This is a genomic window from Kitasatospora sp. NPDC085879 (assembly GCF_040686255.1).
Lineage (GTDB): Bacteria > Actinomycetota > Actinomycetes > Streptomycetales > Streptomycetaceae > Kitasatospora.
In genome coordinates this window covers 24,228-47,642 of the sequence record NZ_JBFBJZ010000048.1, presented here as the reverse complement: position 1 = coordinate 47,642, position 23,415 = coordinate 24,228, and the positions used below count along the sequence as shown (strand labels likewise).

The window sequence follows — 23,415 nt, the reverse complement described above, 5'->3', positions numbered from 1 at the left end:
TACGGGCCACCTACGGTGGCGTAGGTCACTTCACAGGGTGAACCATCGACACCATGCCTGATCCACTGGAGACCTTTGACCCCACTTCCTACGTCGCCCTCGGCGACAGCTTCACCGAGGGCCTCAACGACCCCGGCCCCGACGGCCGGTTCGCCGGCTGGGCCGACCGCCTCGCGGGCATGCTCGCGGCGCGCCGCCCGGACGGCGGATTCCAGTACGCCAACCTCGCCGTCCGCGGCCGCCTGCTCGACCAGATCACGGCCGAGCAAGTGCCCGAGGTCCGGCGCATCCGGCCGGACCTGGTGACCTTCTGCGCCGGCGGCAACGACATCCTGCGCCCGGGCAGCGACCCGGACGAGGTCGCCGAACGCTTCGAGTCCGCCGTCCTGCAGCTCCGCGAGAGCGCCGGAACGGTGCTGGTCTGCACCGGCTTCGACACCCGCACCGTGCCGGTCCTCCGCCACCTGCGCGGCAAGATCGCCACCTACAACGGCCACATGCGGGCGATCGCGGACCGCAACGGGTGCGCGGTCGCCGACCTGTGGTCGCTGCGTTCGGTGCACGACCGCCGCGCCTGGAGCGAGGACCGGCTGCACCTCTCCCCCGAGGGCCACCAGCGGGTCGCGCTGCTCGCCGCCCGCTCGCTCGGGCTGCCGGTCGACGAGGACCCGGAGGCGCCCTGGCCGGACCGCCCCGAGCCGACCCCGGCCGAGCAGCGCCGGGAGAACCTGCAGTGGGCCCGGGCCTACCTGATCCCGTGGGTCGGCCGCCGGCTGCGCGGCGAGTCGTCCGGCGACAACGTCGAGGCCAAGCGCCCCGAGCTGCAGCCGCTCTAGCCTCCAGGTGCCCGCCGGCGCCCCCACCCGGGGGCGCCGGTCCCGGTTTCCCCGCGCCGCCGTCCGGCATACCGTCGGTCGTGACGGGGACCGCCCGCGACAGGAGGCACCGCGATGGCCGACAGCTTCACCGTCGACGTGACCCGCATCAGCCGCGAGGCCCTGCGCACGATGGCCGCCGACCCCGGCAGCGCACCGCACCTGGACGAGGAGCGGGCGGTCAGCGTGCTCAACGACGTGGTCGCCACCGAGGTGGTCGGCTGGCTGCGCTACACCCGGGACGCCCTGGCAGCCGCCGGCGGCGGACCGGAAGCCGCGGCGGCGGCCGCGCTGCTCACCGCGCACGCCGAGCAGGGCATGCGGCACGCCGTCGCCGTGGCAGAGCGGATCACCGCGCTCGGCGGCCGCCCCAACTTCGACCCGGACACCCTCGCGCAGCGCGCCCACACCGACTACTCGGTGCCCGCGGACGCCGCACTCACCGCAACCCTGGACCGCAACCTGCGGGCCGAGCGGATCGTCCTCGCCACCTACGGCGAGATCGCCGACTGGTTCGGCGACCGCGACCCCGCGAGCCGCGACCTGCTGCGCTCGCTCGCCGACGACGTCCGGCGCAACGCCGACGCCCTGGCCGACTTGCTCCGCAGCCGCGGGGCGTGACAGCACGTCCGAGCCGACTCGCAGCACCGCGGGACTCCCAACGCCTCAGGACTCGTAGCGCTCGACTTCCTCGATGCTGCGCACCGCGGCGAGATCGGGGTCGTCCCCGGCGTCGACCCGTGCCCGGCGCTGCCGGAGCAGGTCCCAGCACTGGTCGAGCTCCGCCTCCAGTTCGTGCAGCCGCTGCTGCTCGCTGTCCGGGTCGATCCGCCCTTCGGCCAGCATCGTCCGCAGCTCGCGTTCGGCCGCGACCATCTCACCGATCCGGTCCAGGATCCGCCGGTCGGTACCGCCACTCGTCTGCTCGTCCACCGGGACACCTCCTCGCCCCCAGCCTAGGAACGGGCGGTGTGCGGCGCGACCCGGCACCCGTTCGGCCGAGCACGGGCTTGACAGGGCGTCAGACGGCGACACAGGATGGCGCCTGCTGGAAATGACTTTCACTTTCATAAGTCGCCGGTCATTCATCCTGCCCCCCTGTCCCCTGCCCGCACCCGCACCCGCACCCGCACAGCCGAGGAGCACCCGCATGTCCCTGAACGTCCCCGCCGCCCTGCTGGAGAAGGCCGAGCACGGCGAGGTGGAGGAGGCCGAGTTCGCCGAGACCGTCCGCACCTCACTGCCGTACGCCTGGCGCACGGTCGCCGAGCTGAGCGGCGAACTGCAGGACTCCCCGGCCGAGTTCGCCGACAACACGACCGCCCCCAGCGACGAGGAGCGGGGGCAGCTGCTGCGCGCCATGGCCAGCGACGCCATCCGCGGCAGCCTGGAGCGGCACTTCGGCGTGAAGCTCGCCTTCCAGAACTGCCACCGGGTCGCCGTGTTCCGTCCCGGTGCGGAGCGGGGCGAGGCGTACGCCCGGTTCACCTCCGCACGGGCGCAGCTGCTCAACCAGGTGCCCGGCCTGCGCAGCTGCTGACAGGTCCGGCGACCGCGCCCGGCAGGCCGGCCGCGCCCCGTCAGCCGCCCGTGTGCAGCGGGTCGGCCGGGTCGCGGCCGGCGAGGCCGAGCAGCCGGCTCTGGGCGTCGGCGTCCGCGGGCACCGGCACGGGCGGGCCGAACACCCCGCTGGCGGAGAGGTCGCCCCCGAACGCGGCGAGTTCGGCGAGCGCGAACTCGGCGGCGTCCGGGTCCATCGCCCGGTCGGCACCGACGCCGACGGCCAGGTCCCAGGCGTGGATGATCGCGTCCACCGTCATCTCCCGGCAGTAGCCCTGCGCGGGCCGTCTGCCGTAGGACAGGTGGACCTTGCGCTCCAGCGCGCCGGGCGCGGCGAAGGCGGCGCGGGAGCCCTCGGCGGCGGCCGTCCAGACCGCGACCGGGTCGTCGCCGAGCACATCGCCGTCGAAGCGGTCGCCGACCTCGGCGACCGTACGGCCCTCGAGCAGCGGCGGCACCCACAGGTGCTCCGAGGTGAGGTGGCCGACCAGATCGCGGACGGTCCAGTCGGTGCACGGCGTCGGCGCCTGCCAGGCGTCGCCCGCGGCGGCGGCCCGCACATGCCGGCCGAAGGCGTCCTGGGCGTCGGCGAACAGCTTCAGCAGGGCTTCCGGTTCTACTGACATGACTCCACCCTTCACCCGATCGGACGACGCGGCACCCCGGCGGAACCGGCCGGCCCGCGGCCTGCGTCGCCGGAGCCATGGACCGCTCCCCGCTCCCCTGCCCCGACAGCCCCGGCGGCCCCCAAGGGCTCCCGTTCGAACCCCCGCGCATCGAACCCCTGCGGATCGAACTCCCGCAGATCGAACGCTTCCGGCTCGACGCGGACGGCGAGCGGCTGGCCGCCCTCGCACTGCCGCCCGCCGGGCCCGACGACACACCGGGCGGCGGCGCCGGCGCCGGGTCCGGGCTCACGGCTGTGGCGCTGCACGGCGCCGGCGACAGCGACAGTGCTCTGCTGCTGCCACTGCTCGGCGACCTCGCCGACCACAGGTGCCGGGTGCTGGCCCTGGACTTCTCGGGGCACGGCGCGAGTTCGGGCCGGCTCGCGGAGCTGTCCCTGGAGCGCCGGCTGCGGCAGGCCGCCGCCCTGATCGACCGGCACGCCGGTGACGGGGGGCTGGTGCTGGTCGGTTTCAGCATGAGCGGGCAGACGGTGGCCGATCTGACGGCCCGGTACGGATCGCGGGTGCGCGCCCTCGGCCTGTGCGCCCCTGCGGTGTACGCGCGGGAGGCCTGGCCGGTGCGGTTCGGCGCCGGCTTCACCGGGATCATCCGGCGGCCCGGCGGCTGGCGTGACTCGGCGGCGCTGCCCGCGCTGCGGGCCTTCCGGGGGCGCTCGGTGCTGGCCGTGCCGGGGCACGACGAGGTCATCCCGCCGGAGGTGACCGCGGCGGTCGGCGAGGCGCTGGCCGCCCGGTCCGACCACACCCGGCTGGTACTGCCGGAGGCCGTCCACCGGCTCGGCCGGTGGTTCGGCGAACACCCGGCGCAGCGGAGGCGGTTCGCGGCCGTGCTGCTCGGCGCGGCGGCGCACCCGGCATGATGGCCTCCTCACCGCCCGCCGCCCAGGAGGTCACCCCGTGCCGAGCAGTCCGGCCGAGGCCAGCAGTCCGGTCCGCGTCACCGTGATCGGCGAGTGCGTCGCCGACGCCTTCACCGATGCCGCGCTGAGCGGGCCCGGCGAGTTGGGGCTGCGGGTGCACCCGGGCGGCGGTCCGGCCAACACGGCGGTGGCGCTGGCCCGGCTGGGCACGCCGGTGGCGTTCCGGGCGCGCCTGGCGGACGACGTCTTCGGTCGGCTGTTCCGCGCGCAGCTGACCGGTTCCGGGGTGGACCTGTCGGGCTGTGTGGCGGCGGCCGAGCCGAGCACGCTGGCGGTCGCGGAGCTGGACGGCGAGGGCCGGGCGAGTTTCTCGTTCCATGCCGAGGGCACCGCGGACTGGAAGTGGACGGAGGCCGAGTTGGCGGCCGTGCCGCCGGGCGGTGCGGCCTGTGTGCACACGGGGTCGCTGGCGCTGGTGCGCGATCCGGGCGGGCGGGCGATCGAGGCGTACCTGGCCCGGGCCGCGGCGGGGGCGACGGTGTCGATCGACCCCAACGTCCGTCCGCTGCTGGTCGATCCGGCGGTGTACCGGGAGCGGCTGCCGCGCTGGTGCGAGCTGGCGGACATCCTGCGGTTGAGTGAGGACGACGTCGAGCACCTCTTCCCGGGGAGCGGGGTGGAGGCGGTGTGCGACCGGTTCCACGCGGACGGTGTGCCCCTGGTGGTGGTGACGCTCGGCGCGCAGGGCGCGCTGGCCTCGTTGAACGGGCGGCGGATCGCGGTGCCGGCCCGGCGGGTCGAGGTGGTGGACACGGTCGGCGCCGGGGACGCGTTCACGGCCGGGCTGCTGCACCGGCTGGGCGCCGGAGGGCTGCTCGGCGGCCGGCTGGACGGGCTGACGGTGGCAGCGGTGGCGGAGGCCTGCCGGTTCGCCTCCGAGGTGGCGGCGCTGACCTGTGCGGTGGCCGGACCCAACCCGCCCTGGGCGGACCGGCTCTGACCCTCCGGTGGCCCCGGCCTCCGCAGGGCTGCACGGGGACGGTACGGGGACGACACCGGGACAGCACGGCGGCGGCCCGCCGGCACTCGGCCGGCGGGCCGCGGGTGCGACCGTGAACGGCCCTACTCGACCGGCGCCTTCTCGCGCAGCACCTCGACGAAGGCGCGCATCCAGGCCGGGTGGTCGGGCCAGGCCCGCGCGGACACCACGACGCCGTCGACGACGGCCTCGCCGTCCACGAAGTCGGCGCCGCCCGCGGCGACGTCCGGCTCCAGCGCCGGGTACGCGGCGGTGGTGCGGCCGTTGAGGGTACCGCCGACCAGGGTGATCAGCGGGCCGTGGCAGATCTGCGCGACCGGCTTGTCCTCCTGGAAGAAGTGCGTGGCGATGCGCTGCACGTCGGCGTTGTTGCGCAGGTACTCGGGGGCGCGGCCGCCGGGGATCACCAGGGCCACGTAGTCGGCCGGGTCGACGTCGGCGACGGCGATGTCGGCGGGCCAGGTGTAGCCGGGCTTCTCGGTGTAGGTGTCGAAGCCGTCCACGAAGTCGTGCACCACGAACTGCAGCGTCTTCTTGGCGGGCGCGGCGATGTGCACCTCGTACCCCTCCTCGCGCAGCCGCTGGTAGGGGTAGAACACCTCCAGCGACTCCGCCGCATCACCGGTGACGATCAGGATCTTGGCTGCCATGTTCGGCGGTACCGTCCTTCCTCCGCCCACCCTGTGTGAGCCCCGACACACACTGCCTTCTGACGGTCCGTCGGGCAATGCGGCGCGCGAGGCACGGACGGTACGCGCCCGGTGCGCCGGCGCGCGCCCCCCTTGTACGCCCCCTTCGGCCGGGTTCCGGCCCGCGCCGGCCGGACGCGCTCCGCGAGCGGCCGCTCACCCGAGGGCCTAGCGTGCAGGTGAGTCGCGTCCCCTGCCTGGAGGTAGCCATGCAGTGCTCGCAGATCGTGGGCTCCAGCACCGTCGCCAACCTGCGCGATCTCGGTGGTGTCGGCGTCGCCGGCGGCCGGGTCCGTCCCGGCCTGGCGTTCCGCTCCGGCCAGCTCGACCAGCTGGACGTCCGCTCCGACCCGGCCTTCGCCGCGCTGGGTGTGCGCACCGTCGTCGACCTGCGCACCGAACGGGAACGCGCGGCCCGGCCCGACCGGGTGCCGGGCGGCGCCCACCTGCTGGTCGCCGACGTCATGGCGGACCCGGCGGGCACCGGCACGGCCGCCCGGCTGGCCGCGGCCTTCGCCGATCCCGTGCTCGCCAACCGCGAGTTCCGCGGCGGCCGGGCGGCCCTGGCGCTGGCCGCCGACTACCGCTCCTTCGTGACGGCCGAATCGGCCCGCCAGTCGTACCGGCAGCTGCTGACCGCGCTGGCGCACCGGGACGGCGGCCCGGTGCTGTTCCACTGCACCGCCGGCAAGGACCGCACCGGCTGGGGGGCGGCGCTCGTCCTGCTGCTCCTCGGTGCGGACGACCGGACGGTCACCGCCGAGTACATGTCGGTGGGGGCCGCGGTGCGGTCCGCGTTCGCCCCGCTGATCGAGGCGTTCACCGCCCGGGGCGGCGACCCGGAGATCGCCGACGCGGTGTTCGGGGCGCACGCCGAGTACCTGGCCGCGGCCCGGCAGGCCGTCGAGGACGGCTGGGGCGACGTCGAGAGCTACGCCCGGGCCGGCCTCGGCATCAAGGACGAGACGCTCGGACACCTGCGGGAGCGGCTCGTCGTCTGAGCCGACCGCGGCCGCCTGGGGCCTCAGCGCACCGGGCCGGTGCGCTGAGGCCTTAGGCGGCCGTCCAGGCGAGCAGTTCCTCCACCGGGCGGGTGTTGACGATCCGCTCCGGGTCGAGCCCGGCGTCGGCGGCGCGGGCGCAGCCGTACTGCTGCCAGTCGAGCTGGCCGGGGGCGTGGGCGTCGCTGTCGATCGTGAAGACGCAGCCGGTGTCGACGGCTAGGCGCAGCAGCCGGGTCGGCGGGTCCCGGCGCTCGGGGCGGCAGTTGATCTCGACCGCGGTGCCGGACTCCGCGCAGGCCGTGAAGACCGCCTCCGCGTCGAACTGCGACTCCGGGCGGGTGCGGCCGCCGACCAGCCGGCCGGTGCAGTGGCCGAGGACGTCGACCAGCGGGTTGCGGACGGCGGCGAGCAGGCGGCGGGTCATCGGGGCGCGGTCCATCCGCAGCCTGGAGTGGACGGAGGCGACCACCAGGTCGAGCTCGGCGAGCAGGTCCTCGTCCTGGTCCAGGGAGCCGTCGTCGAGGATGTCGCACTCGATGCCGGTGAGCAGCCGGAACGGCGCCAGCTCCCGGTTGAGGTCGGCGACGACGTCCAGTTGCTCGCGCAGGCGTTCGGCGCTCAGGCCGCGGGCCACGGTGAGGCGCGGCGAGTGGTCGGTGAGTACCGCCCAGGCGTGGCCGAGGTCGCGGGCGGTGCGGGCCATGGTCTCGATCGGGCTGCCGCCGTCGGACCAGTCCGAGTGCAGGTGGCAGTCGCCCCGCAGGGCGGCCCGCAGCGCGTCGGCGCCCTCGGCGAGCGGCCCGGCGCGCTCCTCGAGTTCGGCGAGGTAGCCGGGGACGCGGCCGGCCGAGGCCTCGGCGATCACCTGGGCGGTCTTCGGCCCCACCCCGGGCAGCCGGGCGGCGCGTGCCGCGTCGACCGGGCCGGCGGGCAGGGCGCGGGCGGCCTCGGCGGCCGTGCGGAAGGCCTTCACCCGGTACGGGGAGGCGTCCTCGCGCTCCAGCAGGAAGGCGATGCGTTCCAAGGCCGCGACAGGCTCCATGGGGCCAGTGTCGCCGGAGGCGGGCCGGCCCGCGCGCGACCCCTTGTTGACACGTCGTCTAACTGGTTCACTGCTCCCGTCGATGCCCCCGACCCTCGACCGGCCGCCGACCGACCGTTGACCGGCTGTCGGCCGAGGGCCGGCCGGCCCCCGCCCCGACCCCACCGGAGCCGACCGATGCCAGACACCGCCGCGCCGCACACCGGGGACCGCGAGCAGAACGCCGCCCGGCTGCTGCGCGCCTCCGCCCGCCACTCCCACGACCCGCTGACCGAGATCGACTGGGACGGGCCGATCGACCCCGACCACTTCGCCCTCCCCGCGCACCGCGTCACCCTCTACGGCACCCCGCTGTGGGACACCCTGACGCCGCGGCAACAGGCCCGCCTCAGCGTGCTCCAGCTCGCCTCGGCCACCGCGGCCGGCATCTGGTTCGAACTGGTGCTGATGGAGGGCCTGGTCCGGCACGTGTACGAGGGCGACCTGACCACCCGGCACGCCCAGTACGCGCTGACCGAGATCGCCGACGAGTGCCGGCACTCCACCATGTTCGCCCGCTACATCGCGGCCACCGGCTACCCCTCCGCCCGGCCGACGGCCAAGGCGCACCGGCGCGGCAAGCTGCACTTCCTGCTGAACGACACCGCGATCACCTTCGCCGGGGCGATCTTCGTGGAGGAGTTCACCGACGCCATGCAGCGGGAGATGGTCCGCGACGAGACGCTGCAGCCGCTGGCCCGGTCGGTGGCGCGCATCCACGTCATCGAGGAGGCCCGGCACATCGGCTACGCCAAGCCGGAGCTGGAGCGGATCTGGTCGCAGATGGGCCCGGCCCGTCGCGCGGTCTTCCGGCGCGGTCTGCTGGTGCTGGCCCGGCTCGCCGTCGCGGAGCTCGTCCACCCCCGGGTGTACGAGCTCTCCGGTCTGGACGTGACGGCGGCCAGGCGCGCCGCCGCCGCCAACCCGCACTGGCAGCGGGCCCGGGTCGAGTGGGCCCGCAAGGCCCTCGTCTTCTTCACCGACCTCGGCGTCGTCGACCGCCGCACCGCCCCGCGCTGGCGCCGCGCCGGCCTTCTCGACTGACCGGCCACGGCGACCCGCCCGGCCGCCGCGCACCCCCTCACCGGTACCCGCCGCGGCGCAGCACGCGGCCGGAGCGGTCGCGCTGCGGAGCGCGCCGGGCACGGCGGGTCGCCGGGTGCCCGCGAGGGGTGCGGAGGGGGCGGGGTGCGGCGCAGGATCGAAGGATGAGCGGCGATCAGGCGGCACAGGCGATTCGGATGGGCACCGCGCGGGCGCACTGGGTGCTTCTGGCGACGGTCCTCGGCTCCGGCATGGCGATGCTGGACGGCACGGTGGTGAACGTGGCGCTGCCGCGGATCGGCGAGGATCTGAACGCCTCACTGGCCGCCCTGCAGTGGACGGTCAACGCCTACCTGCTGACGCTGGCAGCGCTGATCCTGCTGGGCGGTTCGCTGGGCGACCGGTACGGGCGGCGGCGCGTGTTCCTGATCGGGGTGGCCTGGTTCGCGGTGGCCTCGGCGTTCTGTGCGGCGGCGCCGAACATCGAGGTGCTGATCGCGGCGCGGGCGCTGCAGGGCGTCGGCGGGGCGCTGCTGACGCCCGGTTCACTGGCCATGCTGCAGGCGGTGTTCCACGCGGACGACCGCGGTGCGGCGGTGGGGGCCTGGTCGGGGCTGGGCGGTGTCGCGGCGGCGGTCGGGCCGTTCCTCGGGGGGTGGCTGGTCGACGGGCCGGGCTGGCGGTGGATCTTCCTGCTCAATCTGCCGGTCGCGGTGGTGGTGATCGCGGTGTCGGCGCGCCATGTGCCGGAGACCCGGGACCCGGACCGCTCGGGGCGGTTCGACGTGCTGGGCGCGGTGCTGGCGGCGCTGGCACTCGCCGGGGTGACGTACGCGCTGACCGAGACGAGCCGCCCGCTCGCGCCGGTGGCGGGGCTGCTGGGGGTGCTGTTCGGGGTCGCGTTCGTGCTGGCCGAGCGGCGGGCGGCGGAGCCGATGCTGCCCCTGGAGCTGTTCTCGTCGCGGCTGTTCACCTCGGTGAATCTGGTGACGCTCTGCGTGTACGGCGCGTTCAGCGGCATCTTCCTGCTGCTGACCGTGCAGCTGCAGGTGGTGTCCGGATTCACTCCGCTGGTGGCGGGGGTGGCGCTGGTGCCGATCACGGTGCTGATGCTGGCCTTCTCCAGCCGGGCGGGTCGGCTGGGGCGGGCGATCGGGCCGCGGCTGCCGCTCTTCCTCGGGCCGATGATCTGCGCGGTCGGGGTGCTGCTGATGCTGCGGATCGGCCCGGACGCCTCGTACTGGGCGGACGTGCTGCCCGCGGTGACGGTACTGGGCTGCGGGATGACGCTGCTGGTGGCGCCGCTGACGGCGACCGTGCTCGCCGCGGTGGACGTGCGCCGGGCCGGTATCGCCAGCGGGGTGAACAACGCGGCGGCCCGGGCGGCGGGCCTGCTGGCGGTGGCCGCACTGCCCGCGCTGGCCGGGCTCAGCGGGGACGCCTACCGGGTGCCGGCGGAGGTCGACGACGCCTTCGGGACGGCGATGCTGATCTGCGCCGGGCTGCTGGCCGCGGGCGGGCTGCTGGCGCTGGCGACGGTGCGCAGCGACGCGCTGGAGCCGGAGGAGCGGGACATCGCCGAACCGAACTGCGGCTGGCGCTGCGACACCACGACGCCGCCGCTCGACCCGGGGCACCCGGTGGACCGCGCGCACCGGCCGGACCGCGCCGGTCCCTGAGCCGGAGACACCGGAGGGCGTCCGGCGGACGGTGCTCGCACCGTCCGCCGGACGCCCTCCGAACCGGGGACTACAGGATGTCGCCGGGGGCGTACTTGGCGGCCTCCGGGTAGGCGTCGGCGACGGCCTCGATCCGGCGGACCAGTTCGGCGACCTGGGCGCCGGCCGCGCCGGTGAAGGAGAGCCGGTCGGCGAGCAGCGCGTCCAGGGCGGCGCGGTCGAGCGGGATGCGCTCGTCCTCGGCGAGGCGGCCGAGCAGGGCGTTCTCGCGGGCGCCCTCACGCATGGCGAGCGCGGAGGCGACGGCGTGCTCCTTGATGACCTCGTGCGCGGTCTCCCGGCCGACGCCGGCCCGCACCGCGCCCATCAGCACCTTGGTGGTGGCGAGGAACGGCAGGTAGCGGTCGAGCTCGGCCTCGATGACGGCCGGGAAGGCGCCGAACTCGTCGAGGACGGTGAGGAAGGTCTCCAGCAGGCCGTCGAAGGCGAAGAAGGCGTCCGGCAGGGCGACCCGGCGGACGACGGAGCAGGAGACGTCGCCCTCGTTCCACTGGTCGCCGCCGAGCTCGGCGGTCATCGAGGCGTAGCCGCGCAGGATGACGGCGAGGCCGTTGACGCGCTCGCAGGAGCGGGTGTTCATCTTGTGCGGCATCGCCGAGGAGCCGACCTGGCCGGCCTTGAAGCCCTCGGTGACCAGCTCGTGGCCGGCCATCAGGCGGATGGTCTTGGCGAGGCTGGACGGCGCGGCGGACAGCTGGACGAGCGCGGAGACGACCTCGAAGTCCAGCGAGCGCGGGTAGACCTGGCCGACGCTGGTCAGCACGTGGTCGAAACCGAGGTGGCCGGCGACCCGGCGCTCCAGCTCGGCAAGCTTCTCGGCGTCTCCACCGAGGAGGTCGAGCATGTCCTGGGCGGTGCCGACCGGGCCCTTGACGCCGCGCAGCGGGTAGCGGGCGATGAGCTCCTCGAGGCGGCGGAAGGCGACGAGCAGCTCGTCGGCGACGGTCGCGAAGCGCTTGCCGAGGGTGGTGGCCTGGGCGGCGACGTTGTGCGAGCGGCCGGCCATGACCAGCTCGCCGTACTGGGCGGAGAGCCGGCCGAGGCGAACGAGGACGGCGACCGTGCGGTCGCGGACGTGCTCCAGCGACTGGCGGATCTGCAGCTGCTCGACGTTCTCGGTGAGATCGCGCGAGGTCATGCCCTTGTGGATCTGCTCGTGCCCGGCGAGCTCGCTGAACTCCTCGATGCGGGCCTTGACGTCGTGCCGGGTGACCCGCTCGCGGGCGGCGATCGACTCGAGGTCGACCTGGTCGATCACGCGCTCGTAGTCGGCGACGGCGTCGACCGGGACCTCGATGCCGAGGTCCCGCTGGGCCTTCAGGACGGCGAGCCACAGGTGGCGCTCGAGGACCACCTTGTGCTCGGGGGACCAGAGCTGGGCCAGGGTCGCCGAGGCGTACCGGTTGGCCAGGACATTGGGGATCTGGGGCTTCGCGCTCACGCTGGGCAAGCCTAACAGCCGAGGTCGGCGCGGCCCGAGCCGCCCGCCGCCGCGTCCCGGTCCTCCCCGCCGTGTCTCGGCGTTCGGCGCCGCGTCTCAGCGTTCGGCGAGCAGCGGCAGCACCTGGCGGCACAGCTGCTGGAGGGCGCTGCGCTGCTCGGCGTCCAGGCTGCCGAAGGCCTCGTGGGTGCGGACCATGTCGGTGCGGATCCGGTCGAGGACCTCGCTGCCCTCGTCGGTGATGCCGACGATCTTGACACGGCGATCGCCGGCGGCGGCCTCGCGGTGGGCGAGGCCGAGCGCCTCCAGGCGGTCGACGATGCCGGTGACGTTGGAGGCGTCGCAGCCGAGCCGGCCGGCCAGCGCCCGCATCGGCACCGGCTCCCGAACCGCCTTGAGGGCCTTGGCCTGCGAGGAGCTGAGCCCGTGCCGGGCGGCTGCGGCGGCGAAGTCCTGGAAGTAGGCGGCGGCGACGGCCGCCACCGACTCCATCAGGTCGGCGGTGGACGGTGCGCTGGTGGTCGCTGTCGTGGCCATGCGGCCAGCGTACGCCGGTATTCTTCAGCGGCTCAAGATTTGAGGTCGGCAAGCACCGAGTGGCGCGCGGCACACCGGCCGCGCGGCCGTCAGAGCACCAACTGCTCGAAGAGGTGCCGCAGCTCGGCCTCCGGGTCGCCGGTGAGCCCGGTGTGCACCGGCCCGTGCTGCAGGACGGCGCTGCGCGGCGCGGTCAGCCAGCGGAACCGCTGTCCGGGGCTGTCGCCCGCCGCCGGGCCCGCCGCCTCACCGCCGGCGCAGACCGCCTCCACCCCGTGCAGGGCGCGGCGGACGGCGGCGACGTCGGCCACCGGGTCGAGGGAGAGCAGCCGCCCCTGGTCGAGGTGGGTACGGGCGCCGAGGTAGCCGGACTGCCGGCAGTAGAGCAGTACCCCGACGTTGATGAACTCGCCGCGCTCCACCCGGGGGACGGCGCGGATCACCGCGTACTCGTAGTCGTCGCGCGTGGCCATCAGCCGGCCACCTCCGGAAGCCAGTCGCGGGGGCCCGCCAGGCGGGCCGTCAGTCGGTCGCGGTACGCGGCGCGGACCGCCTCGGGCGAGTCGAAGCCCGGCTCGTCGGCCAGCCATACCTCGGGAATCGCGGCGATCGCGGCCTCCAGGGCGGCCGGGACGAGCGGGGCGAGTTCGGCGTCGGCGGCCTTGAGGTCGGGGGCGGCGCGCAGCAGCGCGTGATCGCCCGCGTCGTAGCGGCGGCCCGTCCAGCCTTCGGCGCCGGCCCAGTGGTGATGGAAGATCAGGGTGGCGCCGTGGTCGATCAGCCTCAGCCCGCCGGCGGCCATCAGCATGTTGGGGTTGCGCCACGAGCGGTCGACGTTGCCGACGAAGGCGTCGAACCAGAGCACCCGCCCGGCGAGGCCGGGGTCGACGTCGAAGCAGAGCGGGTCGAAGTTGAGGGCGCCGCTGACGAAGGCCATGCCGAGGTTGGCGCCGCCGCTGGCACGCATCTGGTCCTGGATCTGGTGCTCGGGCTCGCTGCGGGCGAGCACCGGGTCGAGGTCGAGCAGCACCAGCTCCGGCACGGGGAGCCCGAGGCCGCGGCCGAGTTCGCCGGCCAGCACCTCGGCGATGAGCGCCTTGCGGCCCTGGGCGGCGCCGCACCACTTCAGGACGTACAGCCGGCGGTCGTCGGCCTCGACCAGGCCGGGCATCGATCCGCCTTCTCGCAGTGGCGTCACGTACCGGACCGCCGTCACCTCGGGGAGCATCCGGCCAGCCTATCGGCGCCCGGCTACTCCCCGTGCCGTGCTGCGGTGGCAGGGCCCGTTCGTCCGTGCGAGTTTGGGGGAAAACGATGTCCCGGCCCGGCATGGACGAGCACGTGAGGGATGGACGATGGAGCGACCCAGAATCTGCATCGTGGGCGGCGGCTTCGCCGGCCTGGAGTGTGCTCGCCGCCTGGAGCGCCGGCTCGCGCCCGCGGAGGCCGAGATCTCGCTGGTCACTCCGTTCGGCTACCAGCTCTACCTGCCGCTGCTGCCCCACGTCGCGGCGGGGGTCCTCACTCCGCAGTCGGTCGCGGTGTCGCTGCGCCGGACGCTGCGCCGCACCCACATCGTGCCGGGCGGCGCGATCGGGGTCGACCCGCGGTCCAAGGTGATCGTGGTCCGCAAGATCACCGACGAGGTGGTGGCCGAGCGCTACGACTACCTGGTGCTGGCGCCCGGCAGCGTGACGCGCACCTTCGACATCCCGGGCCTGCGGGACTACGCGCGGGGGATGAAGACGCTCGCCGAGGCCGTGTACGTGCGCGACCACGTGATCGCCCAGCTGGACCTCGCCTCGACCACTCTGGACCAGCGCGAGCGGGAGTCGCGGCTGCAGTTCGTGGTGGTCGGCGGCGGCTACGCGGGCACCGAGACGGCAGCCTGCCTGCAGCGGCTCACCACGGCGGCGATCCGCCGCTATCCGCGGCTGGACCGGCGGCTGATCAAGTGGCACCTGATCGACATCGCGCCGAAGCTGATGCCCGAGCTCGGCGACAAGCTCGGCACCACGGCGCTGGAGATCCTCCGCGGGCGCGGCATCGAGGTCTCGCTGGGTGTGTCGGTGGCCGAGGTCGGCGCCGAGAACGTCAAGTTCACCGACGGTCGGCTGCTGCCCTCCCGCACCCTGATCTGGACGGCCGGCGTGGTCGCCAGCCCGCTGATCGGCACGCTGGACGCGGAGACCGTGCGCGGCCGGATCGCGGTGACCGCCGAGATGCGGGTGCCGCAGTTCGACGGGGTGTTCGCGCTCGGCGACGCCGCGGCGGTGCCGGACCTCGCGAAGGGCGACGGCGCGGTCTGCCCGCCGACCGCGCAGCACGCGGCCCGGCAGGGCAAGGCCGTCGCCGACAACGTGGTCGCCGCGATGCACAACCAGCCGCTGGAGCCCTACTACCACAAGGACCTCGGCCTGGTCGTCGACCTCGGCGGCAAGGACGCCGTCTCCAAGCCTGCCGGTATCGAACTGCACGGCGTGCCCGCCCAGTTGGTCGCCCGCGGGTACCACCTGATGGCGATGCGGACGAACGCCGGCAAGTTCCGGGTCGGTGCCAACTGGTTGCTGAACGCGACCGCCGGCGACGACTTCGTCCGCACCGGCTTCCTCGCCCGGCAGCCCGCCCGGCTGCAGGACTTCGAGTACACCGACGCGTATCTGACGAAGGAGCAGGTCCGGGAGCACGCCCAGTCGCTGCTCGCGAAGGGCTCCGCCACCTGACGGAGGGTCGACGTCACCTGTCGGGTGAATCCGGCAGCCGACCCGAACCCGGCGCTACCGCCCTGACCTGGGCGGTAGCGCCGACACGCGTCTTCTTCGTGATTGTCGGACCACGGACGGTCACCGTCGCTACCGTCCGGCAGCATGCGATCACTCTCCCTGCCCCGCCGCCGTACCGTGCTCTCCGCCGCCGCCGTGGCCACCGCCGGGGTCGCGCTCGCCCGACCCGCCGCCGCCGCGCCGGCACTCGCCGCCCCCGCGGTCGAGCTGCCCTCCGACGCCCAGGCCGCCCGGGAGATCCGCGACGAGTTCGTGCACAGCTGGGAGGGGTACAAGCGGGCCGCCTGGGGCTACGACGAGGTCCGGCCGGTCTCCGGCGGGCGCAACGACTTCTTCGCCGACGGGCGCACGTTCGGCCTGTCCATGGTCGAGGCGCTGGACACCCTCTGGCTGATGGAGCTGGACGACGAGGTGGCGCTCGCCGCCGACTGGATCGAGAACGAGCTGGACCCGGCCCAGGACGCCGACGTCCAGGTCTTCGAGACGATCATCCGGCTGGTCGGCGGTCTCGTCGCCGGCTACCTGTGCACCGGCCGGCAGCCGCTGCTGGACCGCGGCCGCGAACTGGCGGACCGGCTGCTGCCCGCCTTCACCCGCTCCCCCACCGGCATGCCCTACCGGTACGTCAACCTGCGCACCGGCGCGGTCTCCGGCAACACCAGCCCGCTCGCCGAGATCGGCTCCAACATCCTGGAGTTCGGCATGCTGTCCAAGCTGACCGGCAATCAGAAGTACTGGGACGCGGCCAGGCGCGCCATGCGGGCCGTCTTCGACCGGCGTTCGGCACTCGGCCTGCTCGGCACCACGCTGAACGTCGAGACCGGCCGCTGGACGGACACCACCTCCTGCGCCCCCAACCCGCCGGTCGACTCCTACTACGAGTACCTGTGGGCCGGCGCCGAACTCTTCGCCGACCGCGAACTCGGCGACTGGTACAAGCTGCTGATCGGCGCGGTGCTGCGGTACCAGCTGGAGCACCAGGGCGGCTACGCCTGGTACAAGCAGGTCGACTACGGCACCGGGCGGACGACCGGCCGCGGCGCCTCCGAACTCGGCTCCTTCTTCCCCGGCCTGCTCGGCAAGGGCGAGGACATGGACGCGGCCGTCGACTACTACAACACCTGGACGATGATCCTGGACAACAACCCGGTGGTGCCGGAGGCCATCGACTACGGCAACGCCACCGTCCGCTCGGCTCGCAACGACCTACGGCCCGAGTACGTCAACTCCTCCTTCGACCTGTGGATGCTGACCGGCGAGCAGCGGTTCAAGGAGACCGCCTACGCCTACTTCGCGGGGCTGCGGGACCGGCTGCGGGTGCCCGGCGGCTACACCGTCGCCGACGACGTCACGACCGAGCCGCTGCGGCGCGGCGACCTGACGCCCGGCTACTGGTTCGCGGAGAACACCAAGTACCTGTACCTGATGTTCGCGGCGGCGCCGCGCTTCGACTACCGCTCCGGGCTGCTGTCCACGGAGGGGAAGCTGATGCGCGGCGCCGTGCGCTGAGGCCCCGGCTAGCGGGCCGTCAGGTACATCCCGGAGGCGTCCCGGCCGGCGGTGTTGCGGCAGGACCAGTTGCCGGTCGGCTGCCCGTTGAGCAGCGTCAGGCAGCGGCCGAGGGCGAGCTGCGCGTAGTGGTTGGGGTGGAAGGACTCCTGCAGGGTGCCCTGGGTGGTGGTGCCCATGTCGAGGAAGCGGGCCCACTCGCTGGTGGTCGCCGAGGGCGGCGTGCCCGGGACCGCGAGCCGGGTCGCGGTCGAGCAGACCTCACGGCCCTGCAGGAGGTCCCGCAGGTCGAGGAACTGCACGCCCTTGGCGGCGGCCACGGCGGCCAGCCGGTCGGAGATCTGCGGGACGAGCGAGTCGCGGGCCCAGTCCGCGTCCAGGTTCCAGAACGGGCAGCCGCCGGTGTTGGTGCGGCTCCAGCCGCTCTCCGGGTAGCGGTTCTCGCTGCTGCGCGGGATCGGCGAGGGGTAGGACTGCAGCACGATCCGGTACGAGGAGGCGGTGTAGCCGGCGGCGGACATCACCGCGCGGACCTCGTCCACCGCCTTGCCGACGCCGGCCATCGCGGCGTTCATCTTCGCGTCGACCGCGGTCTGCTGGTCGTCGTGGCAGTACGACCACCAGATCTCGTAGTCCTGGACGCAGGTCGAGATCACGTCGGCGAAGCCCAGGTCGTTGCCGCCGACGGAGAGGGTGATCAGCTTGACGGTGTTCTGCGCGGCGACCGCGGCGAGCTGGTCGGCCTGCGGGGTCTCGCCCTTGAAGGACTGTCCGCCGTTCGCGGCGCGGAAGACGTTGGCGGTCGTGGCCCCGGAGCAGGCGAGGTTGATCTGGGTCTGCGCGACGCCGGCAGCGGAGCGGACCTCGGCGGAGTCGGAGCGGTCGCAGCCGCTCGTGTAGGTGGATCCGTAGACCCGGGCGGGGTCGTAGCCGCTGCCGGTCCAGGCGCGGTCGGTGCCGTCCCGGCTTCCGCTCGCGGTGTCGCTGTTGCCGTCCCAGCGTCCGGCCTCGCCGGAGATGTAGCTGTCGCCCATCGAGACGACGGCGGTGGGGCCGGCGGCGGCCGCCGGGGCGGCGGCGGTGACCGTCAGGGGCAGGGAGAGGGCCGCGGCGACGCACAGGGCGGCGGCTCTGCGGGCAGTGGTGCCGCGGCCGGTGGTGCTGCGGGCGGCGGTGTCTCTTCGGGCAGGGCGGATCTCGGGCACGGCGAAACTCCTGCGGACGGCCCCGCGCTGTGGGGGCGCGAGGCTGGTGAGGGTGGACCGCCGGCCGGTGGCGCGATGAAGATGGCATGGACGCGGTTGTTACCGCCAGGTATCTGCATGCCACAATTCGGACAGTGACGAGGTTTCTCCCTCCGTCACCGCCGCGCGCCGGGAATGACCCGGATCACACCCCCCGCGAGCCGCCCCCGCCCGCCGCGAGCACCTCGGCGACGTCCGCCGCGAGCCGCGCCGCCTCCGCCGGCGCGAGCGTCGCCACCGTGAGCCGGATCCCGGGCTCCGAGTGCAGGCGGAAGCGCGCACCGGGCGCGGCCACCCACCCGCGCTGCACCAGCCCCGCCACCGCCGTCGTCTCGTCCCGCACCGGGATCCACACGTTCAGGCCGCTGCGCCCGTACGCGGTGATGCCGTGCCCGGCGAGGGCCCGCAGCAGGGCCGCCCGGCGCTCGCCGTAGGCGGCCGCCACCTCGGCGACCGGCGCGGCGTCGGTGCGCCACAGCTCCGCCACGGCCCGCTGCAGCAGGTGGCTGACCCAGCCCGCGGCCAGCCGCTGCCGCCCCAGGATGCGCCCCACCGTGTCCTCGTCCCCGATCGCGACGGCGAGCCGCAGATCCGGGCCGTACGCCTTGGCCGCCGACCGGACCAGCAGCCGGTGCTCGGTGAGCGGGACGCCGTCCGGCCCCGCCGCGAGGGACTGGAACGGCAGGTCGACCATGCCGTGCCCGTGGTCGTCCTCGATCAGCAGAACGCCCGGACGGCCGGCGATCACGGCACGCAGCGCCGCGGCGCGGGCCGGGCTCAGCGCGGCGCCGGTCGGGTTCTGCGCGCGGCTGGTGACGACCAGGCAGCGGGCGCCCAGCGCCAGCGCGTTCGCCACCTCGCCGGGCAGCGGCCCCTCGTCGTCCGTCCGGACGGGGACGGGCTTGAGGCCGAGCGCGGGCAGCAGGTCGAGCAGGCTGCCCCAGCCCGGATCCTCGACGGCGACCAGGTCGCCCGGGCGCAGCCGGGTGACCAGGGCCCGCTCGATGGTGTCGAGCGAGCCGGAGCAGACCGCGATCGGGCCCGCCGGGGCACCGTCCGCCGCGAAGGAGGCACGGGCGAGAGCGACCAGCCCGGGGTCGGCGGCCGGGTGCCCGTACAGCGCCGGCTCGGCCGCCGCCGCGGCGGCCAGGGCGGGGCCGAGCGGCGGCAGCAGGGCCGGGTCCGGATTGCCGGCGGAGAGATCCCGGGCACCGGGCGGGACGGCGATGCCCACCTCGTCGCGCGGAGTGGTGACCGGCCGGGGGCGCACCCGGCTGCCCTTGCGGCCGGCCGTCTCGATCACGCCGCGGTCGCGCAGCAGGCGGTAGGCGGCGGCGACGGTGTTCGGGTTCACGCCCAGGTCGGTGGCGAGCTCGCGCAGCGGCGGCAGGGCCGCGCCGGGCGCCAGCCGGCCCGCGGCGACCGCCGCCTCGACGTCGGCGGCAATCTCACTGGCCCGCCGCCCCTTGATCGGATAATCTCCTAGCACAAACACAAGTATGCACTAGTGCAGTGAGGTTGTCATGTCGGACACGGCCTACGCCCGGACCCCCCGCACCGTCCCCACCCGATCGCGCGACCGCGCCAGCTGGGACAGGGCGGCCGTGCACGCCGTCCTCGACGCCGCCTGGGTCTGCCACCTCGGCTTCGTCGCCGACGGCGCGCCCGTGGTGCTGCCCACCATCTACGCCCGGGTCGGCGACGCCCTCTACCTGCACGGCTCCACCGGCAGCCGCCCGCTGCGCGGCGCCGGGGCCGACGACGGCCTGCCGGTGTGCGTGACGGTGACGCTGGTCGACGGCATCGTGCTGGCCAAGTCCGCCTTCAACCACTCCGTCAACTACCGCTCGGTGGTGGCCCACGGCACAGCCCGCCAGGTCACCGACCCGGAGGAGCTGTCGCTGGCTCTGGACGCGCTGGTCGACCAGGCGGTCCCCGGCCGCTCGGCCGACGCCCGGCGGGCGAACGCGAAGGAGCTGGCGGCGACCGCCGTCGTCCGGCTCGACCTGGACGAGGTGTCCCTCAAGTCCCGCGCCGGCGGCGTCAACGACGACGAGGCCGACCTGGGCCTGCCGCACTGGTCGGGCGTGGTGCCGGTGCACACCGCGTACGGCGCGCCCGAGCCGGACGGGCACACCGCCGGCCCCGTCCCCGGCTACCTCGCGGACTTCGCCGCCGGGAGCCGGCCGTGCTGATCAGGCCGTGGGACCGCGGCGGCGACGCCGAGTGGCGGGCCTGGCTCGCCGAGGGCCGCGACTTCGGGCTGCTCGCCGCCAACGGCCCACCGGGGCAGGGCCCGGTCCTCGTCCCGACGCACTTCCTGCTGGACGCGGACGCCGGCGAGATCCTGCTCCACCTCGCCGCACCCAACCCGGTGTGGGCGGCGCTGCGCGCCGACCCGCACGCCACGCTCGCGGTCACGGACGACTACGCCTACGCCCCCGGGCACTGGCGTGCCGAGCCGCACACGCCGACCAGCCTCTACGCCTCGGTGCACTTCCACTGCACCGCCGAGATCGTGGAGGACGCGGCGGGCAAGGCCGAGATCCTCCGCCGCCAGGTCGCGCACTTCCAGCCCGAGGCACCGCTCGACGTGACGCCCGGCGCCGCGCCGTACGGCCCGCTGCTCGGCGGCCTGCGCGGGCTGCGGCTGACGGTCCGGGAGGTCCGGGCGAAGTTCAAGTACGACGACAAAAAGCCGGTGGCGGAGCAGGCAGCGTTGGCCGAGCGGCTCGCCGAGCGCGGCACCGGCCTGGACGGCGGCGCCCGGGCGCAGCTGCTGCGCCGCAACGCGCTGCGGGGGGCCGCGCCCGGGGGCTGACGCCGCGGCACGCCCGGCCGGCCCGAGTCCTGGTGATCGCCGTCGGCCGGGTGATCGCCGTCGCCCGGTCGGCCCGGCCCGGCGGGCGGCGGGGGCCCGGGCCTGATGGACTGTGGGATGCGCCCTGTCCATTCGGCCGAGCAGGAGGGCCGCTGACCGTCGAGGAGCCGCTCGCCGTGTCCACCTCCGCGCCGCACCCCGAGGACCATCTCGGCCACGTCGTCTTCATCTCGGCAGCGGCGGCGATGGGCGGCTTCCTGTTCGGCTACGACAGTGCGGTGATCAACGGTGCGGTGACGGGCATTCAGCGGCACTTCGAGGTCGGCAACGGCACCACCGCGTTCGTGGTCGCGATCGCCCTGCTCGGCTCGGCGCTCGGTGCGGTGATCGCCGGCCGGCTCGCCGACCACCTGGGCCGGGTGCGGACCATGCTGCTGGCCGCGGTGCTGTTCGCGACCAGCGGCGTCGGCTCGATGTTCCCGCCGAGCATCGGCGTGCTCGGCTTCTGGCGGGTCGTCGGCGGCATCGCGATCGGCATCGCCTCGGTGATCGCGCCGACCTACATCGCCGAGGTCGCACCCACCGCGTACCGCGGCCGGCTGGCCTCCTTCCAGCAGTTGGCGATCGTACTCGGCATCACCGTCTCCCAGCTGGCCAACTACGCGCTCAACCAGGCGGCGGGCGGCGAGTCCACCAACCACCTCGGCGGCATCCAGGCCTGGCAGTGGATGCTCGGGGTGGAGGCGATCCCCGCGCTGGTGTACGGGCTGATGGCGCTGGCGATCCCGGAGTCGCCGCGCTTTCTGATCGCCGACCGGCGCGAGGACCAGGCCCGCGAGGTGCTCGCCGAGGTGGAGGGGCCGGAGGTAGATCTGGACGCGCGGATCGCCGAGATCCGGGCGGTGCTGCAGTCCGCGCACAAGCCGCGGGCGAAGGACCTGCTGGGCGGGCGGCTCGGGCTGCTGCCGATCGTCTGGATCGGCATCGGCGCCTCGGTCTTCCAGCAGTTCGTCGGCATCAACGTGATCTTCTACTACTCCTCCTTCCTCTGGCAGTCGGTCGGCATCAACGAGTCCGACTCCCTGCTGATCAGCCTCTCCACCTCGATCGTCAACGTGATCGGCACGGTGCTCGCGATGTCCCTGGTCGACCGGATCGGCCGCAAACCGCTGGCGCTCGCGGGCTCGGTCGGCATGGCCGTCGCCCTGGGCACCGCCGCGTGGGCGTTCTCCTACCGGGAGGGCACCGGCGACAACGCGACGCTCGACCAGACCTACGCCACGGTCGCCCTGGTCGCCGCACACGTCTTCGTCTTCTGCTTCGCCTTCTCCTGGGGCGTGGTGGTCTGGGTGCTGCTCGGCGAGATGTTCCCCAACCGGATCCGGGCGCTCGCGCTGTCGGTGGCGGCGTCCGCGCAGTGGATCGCCAACTGGGCGATCACCGTCAGCTTTCCGGACCTGGCGGACTGGAACCTGTCGGCGACGTACGCCATCTACGCGGGTTTCGCACTGCTCTCCATCCCGTTCGTGGTCTTCTGCATCCGGGAGACCAAGGGGCGGGCACTGGAGGAGATGGGCTGACGGGCGCACGGGCGGCCCGCTCACCCGATCGGCGCGGTGCGGGTGCCGGGTGCCGCGCGGCCGCCGCGCATAGCATCGTCCCCGCATCCCTCCCGCAGCACCGCTCCCGTACCGTCCGGCGGGCCCACCCGTGCCCACCGCCCGCCGCGCGCACGCGGCCCACCCCACGGAGAGGCCATGGGCAGTTCCCCGCAGAACGTCACCTTCCCCAGCAACGGGGGGACGGCACACGGCTACCTGGCGCTGCCACCGCAGGGCACCGGGCCCGGGTTGGTGGTCGTCCAGGAGTGGTGGGGGCTGACCTCGCACATGGTGTCGACGGTGGACCGCTTCGCCGCCGAGGGCTTCGTCACCCTCGCACCGGACCTGTTCGGCGGCGCCACCACCCACGACCGCGAGGAGGCCGCCCGGATGCTGCGCGAACTGCCCGCCGACCGGGCCGCCCGCGACCTGCGCGGCGCCGTGGACTTCCTGCTCGGCCAACCGCACGTGGTCGGGGACGCGGTCGGCGTCGTCGGGTTCTGCATGGGCGGCGGGCTCGCGCTGGTGCTGGCCGCGCAGGAGGGCGACCGGGTCGCCGCGGTGGTGCCCTTCTACGGCCTGCCGAAGATCCCGGACTACGACTACCGCGGACTGACCGCGCACGTCCTCGGCCACTACGGCGAGGAGGACCCCTCGATCCGCCAGAAGGCGGTGGACGAGGCCGCGATGCTCATCGGCGAGGCCACCGACCGGCGGCCGGAGATCCACTTCTACCCTGCCGGGCACGCCTTCATGAACGACGAGAACCTCGCCGGCACCTACGACCCGCTGCAGGCGGGGATCGCCTGGCAGCGCACGCTCAGCTTCCTCTGGGGCCACCTGGGCTGACCGCCCGACCGCACCCGGCCCGCCCGGTCCGCCCGAGTCCGGACGGCACC

At 74.4% G+C, this 23,415-nt stretch carries 24 protein-coding genes; 14 read left to right on the top strand and 10 right to left on the bottom strand.

Going from position 1 to position 23,415, the window contains the following annotated elements; genetic code table 11:
• Positions 1-53 precede the first annotated feature (53 nt).
• The gene (locus tag AB0P35_RS29680; RefSeq protein WP_095876331.1) at positions 54-836 is read left to right on the top strand and encodes an SGNH/GDSL hydrolase family protein; all 783 of its coding nucleotides are present in this window, start codon (positions 54-56) and stop codon (positions 834-836) included.
• A gap of 114 nt (positions 837-950) precedes the next feature.
• Positions 951-1,496, top strand: coding sequence for a ferritin-like domain-containing protein (locus AB0P35_RS29675; RefSeq protein ID WP_095876332.1), 546 nt, complete (start codon positions 951-953; stop codon positions 1,494-1,496).
• Positions 1,497-1,541: 45 nt separating this feature from the next.
• Here the strand turns inward: AB0P35_RS29675 and AB0P35_RS29670 are convergent, their stop codons facing one another.
• Positions 1,542-1,808 carry a DUF2630 family protein gene (locus AB0P35_RS29670; protein WP_257019415.1) on the bottom strand — a complete coding sequence of 89 codons (267 nt, stop codon included), beginning with the start codon at positions 1,806-1,808 and terminating at the stop codon, positions 1,542-1,544.
• 217 nt (positions 1,809-2,025) lie between these two features.
• Between AB0P35_RS29670 and AB0P35_RS29665 the strand changes: the two genes are divergently transcribed.
• A complete protein-coding gene (locus tag AB0P35_RS29665; RefSeq protein WP_095876334.1) occupies positions 2,026-2,415 on the top strand; it encodes an SCO5389 family protein in 390 nt (129 codons plus the stop codon).
• Positions 2,416-2,455: 40 nt separating this feature from the next.
• Here AB0P35_RS29665 and AB0P35_RS29660 read toward each other — a convergent pair whose 3' ends face one another.
• Positions 2,456-3,061: a TIGR03086 family metal-binding protein gene (locus AB0P35_RS29660; protein WP_363516757.1), complete on the bottom strand. Its 606-nt coding sequence runs from the start codon at positions 3,059-3,061 to the stop codon at positions 2,456-2,458.
• Positions 3,062-3,138: 77 nt separating this feature from the next.
• Here AB0P35_RS29660 and AB0P35_RS29655 point away from each other — a divergent pair, with 77 nt between their 5' ends.
• Positions 3,139-3,984, top strand: a complete 846-nt coding sequence (locus AB0P35_RS29655) for an alpha/beta fold hydrolase (protein ID WP_363516754.1) — start codon at positions 3,139-3,141, stop codon at positions 3,982-3,984.
• Between the two features lie 37 nt (positions 3,985-4,021).
• Entirely contained in the window at positions 4,022-4,984 is a 963-nt protein-coding gene (locus tag AB0P35_RS29650; RefSeq protein WP_363516751.1) for a carbohydrate kinase, read from the top strand.
• A gap of 122 nt (positions 4,985-5,106) precedes the next feature.
• On the opposite strand, the gene AB0P35_RS29645 is transcribed toward AB0P35_RS29650, so the two are convergent.
• Complete coding sequence (locus tag AB0P35_RS29645; RefSeq protein WP_095876338.1) at positions 5,107-5,673, bottom strand: DJ-1/PfpI family protein; 567 nt, start codon at positions 5,671-5,673, stop codon at positions 5,107-5,109.
• Between the two features lie 248 nt (positions 5,674-5,921).
• On the opposite strand from AB0P35_RS29645, the gene AB0P35_RS29640 reads away from it, so the two are divergent.
• Positions 5,922-6,713 (top strand): tyrosine-protein phosphatase, encoded by a 792-nt coding sequence (locus AB0P35_RS29640; protein WP_363516748.1) that lies wholly within the window; start codon positions 5,922-5,924, stop codon positions 6,711-6,713.
• Positions 6,714-6,765: 52 nt separating this feature from the next.
• Here the strand turns inward: AB0P35_RS29640 and AB0P35_RS29635 are convergent, their stop codons facing one another.
• Positions 6,766-7,758, bottom strand: a complete 993-nt coding sequence (locus AB0P35_RS29635; protein ID WP_363516745.1) for a PHP domain-containing protein — start codon at positions 7,756-7,758, stop codon at positions 6,766-6,768.
• 177 nt (positions 7,759-7,935) lie between these two features.
• Here AB0P35_RS29635 and AB0P35_RS29630 point away from each other — a divergent pair, with 177 nt between their 5' ends.
• Together AB0P35_RS29630 and AB0P35_RS29625 are read left to right on the top strand one after the other, a co-directional pair.
• Positions 7,936-8,841 (top strand): diiron oxygenase, encoded by a 906-nt coding sequence (locus tag AB0P35_RS29630; protein WP_363516742.1) that lies wholly within the window; start codon positions 7,936-7,938, stop codon positions 8,839-8,841.
• Positions 8,842-9,005: 164 nt separating this feature from the next.
• A complete protein-coding gene (locus AB0P35_RS29625) occupies positions 9,006-10,520 on the top strand; it encodes an MFS transporter (RefSeq protein WP_363516739.1) in 1,515 nt (504 codons plus the stop codon).
• Between the two features lie 70 nt (positions 10,521-10,590).
• On the opposite strand, the gene purB is transcribed toward AB0P35_RS29625, so the two are convergent.
• The 4 genes from purB to AB0P35_RS29605 form a co-directional block, all read right to left on the bottom strand.
• A complete protein-coding gene (purB, locus tag AB0P35_RS29620) occupies positions 10,591-12,021 on the bottom strand; it encodes an adenylosuccinate lyase (RefSeq protein WP_363516736.1) in 1,431 nt (476 codons plus the stop codon).
• Between the two features lie 96 nt (positions 12,022-12,117).
• On the bottom strand, positions 12,118-12,558 hold the full coding sequence (locus AB0P35_RS29615; RefSeq protein WP_363516733.1) for a MarR family transcriptional regulator: 441 nt from the start codon (positions 12,556-12,558) through the stop codon (positions 12,118-12,120).
• A gap of 89 nt (positions 12,559-12,647) precedes the next feature.
• Positions 12,648-13,031: a DUF3037 domain-containing protein gene (locus AB0P35_RS29610; protein WP_363516730.1), complete on the bottom strand. Its 384-nt coding sequence runs from the start codon at positions 13,029-13,031 to the stop codon at positions 12,648-12,650.
• Positions 13,031-13,786, bottom strand: a complete 756-nt coding sequence (locus tag AB0P35_RS29605; RefSeq protein WP_095876345.1) for a HipA family kinase — start codon at positions 13,784-13,786, stop codon at positions 13,031-13,033. The genes AB0P35_RS29610 and AB0P35_RS29605 overlap by 1 nt, the downstream gene beginning before the upstream one ends.
• Before the next feature lie 127 nt (positions 13,787-13,913).
• On the opposite strand from AB0P35_RS29605, the gene AB0P35_RS29600 reads away from it, so the two are divergent.
• Positions 13,914-15,281, top strand: coding sequence for an NAD(P)/FAD-dependent oxidoreductase (locus tag AB0P35_RS29600; RefSeq protein ID WP_363516727.1), 1,368 nt, complete (start codon positions 13,914-13,916; stop codon positions 15,279-15,281).
• Between the two features lie 144 nt (positions 15,282-15,425).
• Complete coding sequence (locus AB0P35_RS29595) at positions 15,426-16,850, top strand: glycoside hydrolase family 47 protein (protein WP_363516724.1); 1,425 nt, start codon at positions 15,426-15,428, stop codon at positions 16,848-16,850.
• An 8-nt stretch (positions 16,851-16,858) separates the two neighbouring features.
• On the opposite strand, the gene AB0P35_RS29590 is transcribed toward AB0P35_RS29595, so the two are convergent.
• Together AB0P35_RS29590 and AB0P35_RS29585 are read right to left on the bottom strand one after the other, a co-directional pair.
• Positions 16,859-18,055, bottom strand: coding sequence for a GDSL-type esterase/lipase family protein (locus AB0P35_RS29590; RefSeq protein WP_363516721.1), 1,197 nt, complete (start codon positions 18,053-18,055; stop codon positions 16,859-16,861).
• A 184-nt stretch (positions 18,056-18,239) separates the two neighbouring features.
• Positions 18,240-19,583 carry an aminotransferase class I/II-fold pyridoxal phosphate-dependent enzyme gene (locus tag AB0P35_RS29585; protein WP_363516718.1) on the bottom strand — a complete coding sequence of 448 codons (1,344 nt, stop codon included), beginning with the start codon at positions 19,581-19,583 and terminating at the stop codon, positions 18,240-18,242.
• Positions 19,584-19,617: 34 nt separating this feature from the next.
• Between AB0P35_RS29585 and AB0P35_RS29580 the strand changes: the two genes are divergently transcribed.
• The 4 genes from AB0P35_RS29580 to AB0P35_RS29565 all read left to right on the top strand — a co-directional run bounded on the left by AB0P35_RS29580 (position 19,618) and on the right by AB0P35_RS29565 (position 23,365).
• On the top strand, positions 19,618-20,289 hold the full coding sequence (locus AB0P35_RS29580; RefSeq protein WP_363516715.1) for a pyridoxamine 5'-phosphate oxidase family protein: 672 nt from the start codon (positions 19,618-19,620) through the stop codon (positions 20,287-20,289).
• Positions 20,283-20,915, top strand: coding sequence for an FMN-binding negative transcriptional regulator (locus tag AB0P35_RS29575; RefSeq protein WP_363516712.1), 633 nt, complete (start codon positions 20,283-20,285; stop codon positions 20,913-20,915). Before AB0P35_RS29580 ends, AB0P35_RS29575 begins: the two co-directional genes overlap by 7 nt.
• 176 nt (positions 20,916-21,091) lie before the next feature.
• Positions 21,092-22,495 (top strand): sugar porter family MFS transporter, encoded by a 1,404-nt coding sequence (locus tag AB0P35_RS29570; RefSeq protein ID WP_363516709.1) that lies wholly within the window; start codon positions 21,092-21,094, stop codon positions 22,493-22,495.
• Positions 22,496-22,672: 177 nt separating this feature from the next.
• Complete coding sequence (locus AB0P35_RS29565; protein ID WP_363516706.1) at positions 22,673-23,365, top strand: alpha/beta fold hydrolase; 693 nt, start codon at positions 22,673-22,675, stop codon at positions 23,363-23,365.
• Positions 23,366-23,415: the final 50 nt, after the last annotated feature.

Bases quoted from the DNA above. Each gene is read 5' to 3' on its own strand.
- AB0P35_RS29610 (WP_363516730.1), bottom strand. From the start codon at position 13,031: ATGGCCACGCGCGACGACTACGAGTACGCGGTGATCCGCGCCGTCCCC.
- AB0P35_RS29565 (WP_363516706.1), top strand. From the start codon at position 22,673: ATGGGCAGTTCCCCGCAGAACGTCACCTTCCCCAGCAACGGGGGGACG.
- AB0P35_RS29605 (WP_095876345.1), bottom strand. From the start codon at position 13,786: ATGCTCCCCGAGGTGACGGCGGTCCGGTACGTGACGCCACTGCGAGAA.
- AB0P35_RS29655 (WP_363516754.1), top strand. From the start codon at position 3,139: ATGGACCGCTCCCCGCTCCCCTGCCCCGACAGCCCCGGCGGCCCCCAA.
- AB0P35_RS29595 (WP_363516724.1), top strand. From the start codon at position 15,426: ATGCGATCACTCTCCCTGCCCCGCCGCCGTACCGTGCTCTCCGCCGCC.
- AB0P35_RS29625 (WP_363516739.1), top strand. From the start codon at position 9,006: ATGAGCGGCGATCAGGCGGCACAGGCGATTCGGATGGGCACCGCGCGG.
- AB0P35_RS29640 (WP_363516748.1), top strand. From the start codon at position 5,922: ATGCAGTGCTCGCAGATCGTGGGCTCCAGCACCGTCGCCAACCTGCGC.
- AB0P35_RS29580 (WP_363516715.1), top strand. From the start codon at position 19,618: ATGTCGGACACGGCCTACGCCCGGACCCCCCGCACCGTCCCCACCCGA.
- AB0P35_RS29665 (WP_095876334.1), top strand. From the start codon at position 2,026: ATGTCCCTGAACGTCCCCGCCGCCCTGCTGGAGAAGGCCGAGCACGGC.
- AB0P35_RS29660 (WP_363516757.1), bottom strand. From the start codon at position 3,061: ATGTCAGTAGAACCGGAAGCCCTGCTGAAGCTGTTCGCCGACGCCCAG.
- AB0P35_RS29675 (WP_095876332.1), top strand. From the start codon at position 951: ATGGCCGACAGCTTCACCGTCGACGTGACCCGCATCAGCCGCGAGGCC.
- AB0P35_RS29635 (WP_363516745.1), bottom strand. From the start codon at position 7,758: ATGGAGCCTGTCGCGGCCTTGGAACGCATCGCCTTCCTGCTGGAGCGC.
- AB0P35_RS29600 (WP_363516727.1), top strand. From the start codon at position 13,914: ATGGAGCGACCCAGAATCTGCATCGTGGGCGGCGGCTTCGCCGGCCTG.
- AB0P35_RS29630 (WP_363516742.1), top strand. From the start codon at position 7,936: ATGCCAGACACCGCCGCGCCGCACACCGGGGACCGCGAGCAGAACGCC.
- AB0P35_RS29645 (WP_095876338.1), bottom strand. From the start codon at position 5,673: ATGGCAGCCAAGATCCTGATCGTCACCGGTGATGCGGCGGAGTCGCTG.
- AB0P35_RS29615 (WP_363516733.1), bottom strand. From the start codon at position 12,558: ATGGCCACGACAGCGACCACCAGCGCACCGTCCACCGCCGACCTGATG.
- AB0P35_RS29680 (WP_095876331.1), top strand. From the start codon at position 54: ATGCCTGATCCACTGGAGACCTTTGACCCCACTTCCTACGTCGCCCTC.